The organism is Neobacillus niacini, from assembly GCF_031457145.1.
GTDB classification, from domain to species: Bacteria; Bacillota; Bacilli; order Bacillales; family Cytobacillaceae; genus Neobacillus; species Neobacillus niacini_J.
Genome location: NZ_JAVDVZ010000017.1, coordinates 108188 through 115954, shown reverse-complemented (window position 1 = coordinate 115954; position 7767 = coordinate 108188). Strand labels below are relative to the sequence as shown.

The 7767-nt window shown below is 39.8% G+C and carries 8 protein-coding genes; all 8 read left to right on the top strand.

What is annotated here, in order from left to right:
* Positions 1 to 455: 455 nt before the first annotated feature.
* The 8 genes from phnG to phnD all read left to right on the top strand — a co-directional run bounded on the left by phnG (position 456) and on the right by phnD (position 7633).
* Positions 456 to 881, top strand: a complete 426-nt coding sequence (phnG, locus tag J2Y03_RS25865) for a phosphonate C-P lyase system protein PhnG (RefSeq protein ID WP_310199827.1) — start codon at positions 456 to 458, stop codon at positions 879 to 881.
* A 16-nt stretch (positions 882 to 897) separates the two neighbouring features.
* Positions 898 to 1503 (top strand): phosphonate C-P lyase system protein PhnH, encoded by a 606-nt coding sequence (phnH, locus tag J2Y03_RS25860; protein ID WP_310199825.1) that lies wholly within the window; start codon positions 898 to 900, stop codon positions 1501 to 1503.
* Positions 1503 to 2627 (top strand): carbon-phosphorus lyase complex subunit PhnI, encoded by a 1125-nt coding sequence (locus tag J2Y03_RS25855; protein ID WP_310199823.1) that lies wholly within the window; start codon positions 1503 to 1505, stop codon positions 2625 to 2627. Before phnH ends, J2Y03_RS25855 begins: the two co-directional genes overlap by 1 nt.
* Positions 2627 to 3481, top strand: coding sequence for an alpha-D-ribose 1-methylphosphonate 5-phosphate C-P-lyase PhnJ (locus J2Y03_RS25850; protein WP_310199821.1), 855 nt, complete (start codon positions 2627 to 2629; stop codon positions 3479 to 3481). Before J2Y03_RS25855 ends, J2Y03_RS25850 begins: the two co-directional genes overlap by 1 nt.
* Positions 3482 to 4321, top strand: a complete 840-nt coding sequence (locus tag J2Y03_RS25845) for an ATP-binding cassette domain-containing protein (protein WP_310199819.1) — start codon at positions 3482 to 3484, stop codon at positions 4319 to 4321. It abuts the gene before it with no gap.
* Between the two features lie 222 nt (positions 4322 to 4543).
* A complete protein-coding gene (phnM, locus tag J2Y03_RS25840) occupies positions 4544 to 5719 on the top strand; it encodes a phosphonate metabolism protein PhnM (RefSeq protein ID WP_132094985.1) in 1176 nt (391 codons plus the stop codon).
* Between the two features lie 65 nt (positions 5720 to 5784).
* Positions 5785 to 6504 carry a phosphonate C-P lyase system protein PhnL gene (locus J2Y03_RS25835; protein ID WP_310199817.1) on the top strand — a complete coding sequence of 240 codons (720 nt, stop codon included), beginning with the start codon at positions 5785 to 5787 and terminating at the stop codon, positions 6502 to 6504.
* 91 nt (positions 6505 to 6595) lie between these two features.
* Complete coding sequence (gene phnD, locus J2Y03_RS25830; protein WP_310199816.1) at positions 6596 to 7633, top strand: phosphate/phosphite/phosphonate ABC transporter substrate-binding protein; 1038 nt, start codon at positions 6596 to 6598, stop codon at positions 7631 to 7633.
* Positions 7634 to 7767 lie beyond the last annotated feature (134 nt).

Genomic DNA, 7767 nt, shown 5'->3' with positions numbered 1-7767 from the left:
GATGGCAAAATTACATCAGTCCTGTCCGAAGTGGAAGCAACTTCGGACACGAGATAACAAAATTACATCAGTGCTGTCTGAAGTCGAGGTATCTTTGGACAGAAGATGGCAAAATTACATCAGTCCTGTCCCAAGTCAGGAAATCTTCTTACAAATAAGTTTTCCGACACGCTGAAAAAAATGCTCGGTATCCAAAGCGTTTTTTTTTTTGCTAATTCACTTGCTAAATTTCGTACAAAAGCAATTTAATCAGGTTGATAGTTCAGTTGTGCATTTTAATTTTCTACTCGATAACTGAACTACTTACATTTTTTTGTTTCCAGAAACGAACAGTACGGGTGTAAGGTCAGCCTTCATTTACAAAACCAAAACAAACTTAACCATTCTTTTACGTTCGCTCACTTGGCAACAAGATAATGTAAAACATGTAGAACAAAGTCATTAGGAGGCCTTCGATGAAAAGAAGACGAAGAACAGAGATATTAATTAATGGCTCTCAAAAACTAGTAGAGGACATGGCCCATTGTATAAAAGATAAATACCAGGTGAAGGTCATTCAAGAGCCAGAAAGTGGGTTAGTGATGTTGAAGGTCCGAGAGACTTCTCAAAAAAGCCTGTTTTATCCTGGTGAAGTGTTGGTAACAGAATGTAAGGTTCAAATTCAAGGAAGCATTGGAATTGGCATTGTGACAGGAGATCAGCCAGAGTTTTCGTATAATCTTGCTGTGATTGACGCCGCGTTTGAAGCGATGATGCCTGAAACGATTAGGTGGATGGAGTTACTGCTTGAAAACGAGGAGAAAGTCATTCAGGAGCAGAGAGCTGCTGCCAGTCATTCTATTTTAAAAACAAAAGTAAACTTTGAAACAATGGATGTTTAATGAGGAGGAAAAGATTTTGACACTAGATATCGTTCACGATCTTCAATCTGTATATCGAAAATTGGTGGATTCTACTTCAAGACCAGGGCTCATTTCAGATTTGAGGAAGGAGGCAGCTTTAGTAGAAGAAGAGGATCAAAAAGGCTGCAGTGCTTCTGTTTTATTAATAGCCCTAACCTTATTTGATCAGGAAGTTTCTTTTAAGGTTTTTTCACCTCAAGCAGATAGTGTTTCGAAAACCATTAATCAATTAACCTATGCAAAGCCGACAGAAGCAAACAATGCTGATTTTCTTTTAATCCTTCGAGATGCTGAGAAAGGATGTTTTGAAGAGGCGATTATCAGTGCGAAGGCTGGGACGTTAAAAAATCCACATTCATCGGCCTTCATTATCGTTGAAGTGGAATCTGTGACAAGCGGGGAAGCCCTATTGTTAAAGGGTCCTGGAATTCACACCACAGAGCTTGTTCATTTGGATGTCAATGAAAACTGGGTAGAAGGCCGCCAGGAAAAAAACAAGGAATATCCGTTAGGGATTGATTTGATTTTTATCGATCAACATCATCAACTAATAGCATTGCCTAGAACCACACAAATTACCAGGAATCGGGTGATGGATTAATGGGGTATGTAGCCGTAAAAGGTGGAACGCGTGCAATTGAAGAGTCGATTAAACGTTTGAAATATGAAAGAGTTCAGCATGGACAAACAATTGAAGTAGAAAAAATTAAAGCCGGTATGCGCGGATTAGTTGATCAGGTGATGTCAGAAAGCAGTTTATACAATGAGACCTTGGCTGCCCTAGCAATCAAACAAGCAGAAGGAAACCCGGAAGAAGCTGTTTTTCTATTAAGAGCTTTTCGCTCGACCGTCCCTCGAAAGCATTATTCAAGAGTAATTGAATCACAACAAATGAATGTAGAGCGTCGGATCTCGGCAAGCTTTAAAGATATCCCGGGTGGTCAAATCCTTGGGGCAACAACTGATTATACCCATCGGCTGCTTGATTTTAACTTAATGGAAGAAAGTGACGAAGTTGTCCAGGAATGGCTTCATCATTATCTAAAGGAAGGCTTTCAAGGTGATGAGCAACAGCTGAATTTACCAAAAGTGCTCGATTATTTACGTAAAGAAGGCTTAATTCCCCCTTGTGAAGACAACGATATTGAACCGGATGATGTGACGAGAGAAAGTCTGGAGTTTCCATCAAGCAGAAGTCAAAGACTGCAAATTTTAACAAGAGGAGAAACAGGTGCTGTCACTTCCTTCGCCTATGCGGTTATTAGGGGTTATGGAGCCTTGCATCCGACTGTTGGCGAGCTTCGCGTTGGAACTTTGCCTGTTACGATTGATCATCCAACAGATGCTGGTGACGATGATGATGCATTTTATATTGGAGAAGTAAAGGTCACAGAAGTCGAAATGCTCATGCCGGTTACCGTTGAAAAAGAATACGGAAAAAAAGAATTGGAGTTTGAAATCGGCTACGGCTTTGTGTTTGGTCAAAATGAAACAAAGGCGATTGCAATGGGAATTCTAGATAATTGTCTAGAACATCCAAATCTTGACTTTCCAAGCCATAATGAAGAATTTGTTCTTTATCATATTGATTCAGTGGAATCGACGGGCTTTATCTCGCATTTGAAAATGCCTCATTACGTTACCTTCCAATCTAAGCTGGATAGTGTACGGAAAACGAAAAAGGAAGGGACGAAAAATGAGGAAGGACAAGAGGTGAAAAGGTGATGAATACAGCCTATAACTTTGCTTTTTTTGACGAAGGTTCAAAAAGAGAAATTAGAAGAGCTACTCTAAAGGCAATTGCCATTCCTGGCTACCAAGTTCCATTTGCCTCTAGAGAAATGCCGATTGGTAGAGGATGGGGAACAGGCGGTTTGCAGTTAACTCTATCGTTAATTGGCAAAAGTGATGTTCTAAAAGTCATTGATCAAGGATCGGATGAATCCGTTAATGCCGTCAATATTAAAAAGCTCGTTTCTGATACGACTGGGGTGGAAACAACTGATCATACGACGAAAGCAACCCTTATTCAATCGAGACATAGGATTCCTGAGGTTCCACTAAGACAGGATCAAATTCTCATCCTGCAGGTGCCGCTTCCTGAACCGCTCCGTTATTATGAGCCGAGCGAGAATGAAACGAAAAAACTTCACGGTGAGAAAGAATATAGTGGTGCTTGGTTGATGCTGTTTGAACAGATTATGAAATATGGAAGTATGACAACAGGGGCGGATCACCCAGTGATGGTTCATGATCGTTATGTGATGGCACCGAGTCCGATTCCGCGATTTGATAATCCGAAAATGCATGAAAGTGAAGCACTCATTCTGTTAGGGGCAGGTCGTGAAAAGAAAGTGTACGCAGTCCCGCCCTATACAAAGGTCGTATCGCTCGATTTTGAAGATTATCCGTTTGAGCCAGAGTCCTTTACAGACAAGCATTGCCGGTTATGTGGTTCAACTGGGGTCTTTTTAGATGAGCTTGTAGATGAAGTGACGAATGAAACGTTCCATCAATGTAATGATACAAGCTATTGTATTGAAACATTAAATGAAGTCGAACCATTTGGAGTGAAATAAATGGCTGAATTTGAAGTTCCGGTTTTATCAATTAAAAACTTAAATAAGCAGTTTGGTAAAGGATGTCTACATTGCCAAGACGGAGAATCTCTCGTTAAAAATTATTGTCCGATTTGTGGAACGGTCTATGCCTGTAGAGATGTATCCTTTGATGTTTTTCCAGGAGAGGTTCTTGGCATCGTCGGAGAGAGTGGGAGTGGAAAATCCACATTGATGCAATGCCTTTACTTTGACCAGGAAGTAACAGCTGGAGAGGCCTATCTAGCAGACTTCCATAATGGTGAGAAAAATCTCTTTCAAGAGTCTTCTCAGCAGCAGCGCTATATTCGTAACCACATCATGGGTAAAGTCTATCAAAATCCTTTATTGGGTTTAAGAATGAACTTTTCATCGATTGGTAATATTGCCGAGAAGCTTATAGCAGCTGGCAACCAACATGCTGGCATGATGGAAAACAGAGGAACAGAACTTCTAAATAAAGTAAACATCCCTGTGCATCGCCGAAAAGAGGCGCCGAAAAACTTTTCGGGGGGAATGCAGCAGCGGGTTCAAATTGCCAAGGCTCTTTCCAATCGACCTCCACTTCTTCTACTAGATGAAGTAACGACGGGATTAGATCTTTCGGTACAAGCGAGTGTCCTCGACTTAATTAAAAGTCTGCAGCGTGAATTAAATATTAGTATTGTTCTCGTTTCGCATGATTTAGGAGTCATCCGTATGCTGGCAGACCGAACACTCGTGATGTTGGAGGGAAAGGTCATTGAGCAAGGATTAACCGACCAAATCCTCGAGGACCCGCAGCATCCATATACACAGCAGCTTGTTCATTCACTCCTGTAGGCTGTTTTTGTAATGATTGTTGTTAAAATCCTAAAGCCGATTTTAACGCGGAATAAACTATTTTTGTGCTTGAAATTAAGAGTGCAGCTCTTTTCTTACAATAGAGGCTATTTTTGCAACAAATTATAGCTCATTCAAGCGCTTTTAATCTCCAAAAGCAACAAAGTTTAAGAAAAGAGCCTTGCTGTGAGATTTCCATACTGAAATTTAGGGGGAAGCAGTTTGTTTGTCATTACGAATGGAAGATTAATCACTGAAGAAGCAGTTTTGCATGGCTATGATCTATTGATTGAAGAGGACAGAATTACAAAAATTGCTCCTAAAGGTGAGATTAAATTTGAGGAACAGATAGAGGTAATTGATGCAGCAGGGGGATATATTTCTCCTGGTTTTATCGATATCCATTCGGACTACATCGAGCATATGGCTGCACCTAGACCGACCTCACTGATGAATTTTGATTTGGCTTTACGAGAAACAGAGAAACAGCTTATCGCACACGGTATTACGACGATGTTCCATTCTCTTTCTTTGTTCAAAGGGACTGATTATGAGTATAAGCCGATTCGTGAGCCTGAAAATGTTCGGAGATTTATTGATTTAATTGACCGGACCCATAGTATGAAGCACCTTGTCCGCCATCGATTCCATGCAAGATTTGAGATTGATAATGTTGATGAAATAGAAAATCTCAAAAGCTATATTACCGAGAATAAAGTCCATTTAGTTTCATTTATGGATCATACTCCTGGGCAGGGGCAGTATCGCCACTTAGAAATTTACCGAAACACAGTTAAAAGCTATAACAATATCAGTGATTCATCGATTGATGTTCTCATTCATAAACACCAGACAAAAGAGAAGCTGTCGATTGAAGACATAAAGGAAATCACTCAGCTTGCGCATGAGCAAGGTATTGCCGTTGCTTCCCATGATGACGATAGCCTTGAAAAGCTTGAACTCATTTCTAGCTTTGGGACGACAATTAGTGAATTTCCAATCACATTAGAGGTAGCACGCCGAGCGAAGGAGCTAGGCATGTATACGATTGCCGGTGCTCCAAATGTCCTTCTTGGAGGTTCTCATAGTGGAAACTTGGGGGCAGCCGAAGCGATTCAATACCAATCGATTGATATTTTGTGCAGTGATTACTATCCGGCAGCCATGCTGCATTCAATCTTTGAGTTGGTTGAAAACTATGGCATGGATTTAGTTGACATGATGAAGCTTGTCACGCTTAACCCAGCAAAAGCAGTAAAAATGGATGGAGAAATTGGCTCTATTCGCGAAGGAAAAAAAGCAGATTTGCTTATCATTGAAAAAATTAGTGATTTTCCAGTGATTACAGGAGTATTTGTGGACGGAAAGCTGATTCAAAAAACCAATTATCGAATCTAAGCTGAATCGATGTGTTCAGATTAAATGAGAATTGAAATTCTAATTTCGAAAAAGCAGGTGAATAGGTGGAAACTCTTCTAGAGATTAAGAACTTATCCAAATCGTTTGACCTTCATAATTTGGGCAAACATATCCGAGCTGTAAGCAATGTGGATATACAGATAAAAGAAGGAGAATTTGTCGGGATTACCGGGAAAAGCGGAAGCGGCAAGTCGACGATTTTAAAATGTATTTATGGAACATATCGGATCCAGCAAGGGAGTATTTGGTACCATTCAAAAAAATTTGGGCGAATTAATTTAGCAGAGGCAGCCGAACGAGAATTGCTTTATTTAAGGAAGCATGAAATCGGCTATGTGTCCCAATTTTTAAATGTCATGCCGCGAACGACAGCCAGACAGCTTGTGAAACATGCAATCCTTGAAATGGGGGACGATCATGACTTGGCGGAAAAAGAAACAGAGAAGATTCTCGCGCATTTTGAATTGGATGAAGAATTATGGGACAGCTACCCAACCACTTTTTCCGGTGGTGAAAAGCTGAGGCTTAACATTGCCCGAGCGATGGTGAAAAAACCGAGACTGTTGTTATTAGATGAACCGACAGCAAGTTTAGATCATGATTCTAAACTAAAGGTGAAACTTCTCATTGAACAGCTCATGAAAGAAGGCACAACGATGCTTGGAATCTTTCATGACCTTGAGTTTATGAATCATTTATGTAATCAAGAATACAACATGCAAAATGGAATTTTCTCTCATTCTACTAGTTTTACCAACTCTTAACAAATCTTTATATAAGCTTAATAGTAGCTTGACAATTAGCTGATATAGTATGGAAGTGTCCAAATTTTTAAAAAAAGTGAGGAGTTTGATGATGAAAAAGACGTTATTATTTTTACTTTCTTTAGTTATGTTAGTCGTATTTGCAGGTTGTTCAGCTTCAGCGGGAGGAGCAACTGAGGATAAAGATACTCTTACCATCGCTTGGCTTCCAAATGAATCAGGGGCAGATCTTACGGAAGCTCGTGATGAGATTGGAAAAGTAATCGAAGAGAAAACAGGTAAAAAGGTCAAGCATCAAACAACGACAGACTATATTGTTGCCATTGAAGCAGTGGCCAATGGAAACGCGGATATAGCTTTCCTAGGAGCACAAGGATACATTGAAGCACATAACAAAAATGAAAAAGTTCTTCCGTTGGTTGTCCCATCTGGTGCGTCTGGTACATTGGAGGATGCGGTTTATTATAGCTGGTTAGCCGTAAATAAAGAGAATGTAAAAGATTATCAAAGTGGCGATAAGTTTTCAATTGATAATATTCAAGGCAAGAAATTTTCATTTGTATCCAATAGTTCTACATCAGGATTTAAAGTTCCATCAACAGGAATCGTTGATTACTTCAGTAAACAAGCAGAGTTCAAAGGTTTAACGACAGAAGATTTGCTTGAAGGCGGCGAGGATAATTTCTTTAATGAAGTTTTATACGGAGGTTCACACCAAGGTTCGGCGGTCAATCTATTATCAGGAAAAGCGGACGTAGCGGCTTTCTGTGATACATGTGTGAGCAATTATGTAGAGCTTGCTGATGGGGAAGATAACCGACCTGGTGCCGTTTATCAAGTAAAAAAGGATGCAGCAGAACCATTTAACACCGTAGTTGGAAAAGAATTTTCACTCATTTCTGTTACTCCAGTCCTAAATGCACCATTTGCTATTAATTCAGAGACTGTGAATGAAGAGCTTCAAGCTCAACTTCTTGAAATCATGACATCGGATGAAATTACGAACAACGAAAAAATCTTCGTTCCAGAGGGTTCCGAGTTTTCAGGATTATTTAAGAAATCAAAAGACGAGCGTTTAGTAGAAGTAGAGGATGCTTGGTTCAACCCAATTCGTGAGCTTTCGAAATAAGTAAGGCAGTTTTCTAAAAGATTGTTGTTAAAATCTTAAAGCCGATTTTAACGTGGAAATATCTATTTTGCGCTTTAGAATTTAGTTTGCTGGCTCTTTTCTTATTAATTTTTGCTGATTTCTGCGGATTTAGC